The following is a 410-nucleotide window of genomic DNA, read 5'->3' on the forward strand; positions in this document are numbered from 1 at the left end:
GAACGCTTTTTCGCGCTCCATGGAATTTACACTTGTTTTTCTTGCTAAACAAATTCCGATTTTTTCATGGCCTTTACTTAGTAAATAGGCAGTACCGAGACGGAAACCTTCATAATGATCTACGTAGATGGATGAAATGAGGGGGTGCTTCATTTTTTCACATGAAATAATAGGTGCAAATTTTGCGAAAGGTTCGATTTGTTCCCAAGAGCTCGTTCGGGAGCAAATAATCATCCCATCAAATTGTTTCATTTTCATCATTTCAAGAACACGAATTTCTTCAAGGCTATCGTAATTTGTTTGGCATAAATTAATGTGATATCCAGCTAATAATGCTTCGTTACCGATTCCTTCAATAATGGTACTGAAGTAGGGGAGGTTAATGAAAGGAAGCATAACGCCAATTGTAT

1 protein-coding gene is annotated in these 410 nt (G+C 37.1%); it reads right to left on the reverse strand.

Annotated elements, in window-relative coordinates; genetic code table 11:
• Positions 1 to 410 (reverse strand): type 1 periplasmic-binding domain-containing protein (locus tag SB717_RS33885; RefSeq protein WP_486360781.1); only part of this gene is annotated, 410 nt, incomplete at both ends.

Source organism: Priestia sp. SIMBA_032 (assembly GCF_046535215.1).
Taxonomy (GTDB): domain Bacteria; phylum Bacillota; class Bacilli; order Bacillales; family Bacillaceae_H; genus Priestia; species Priestia aryabhattai.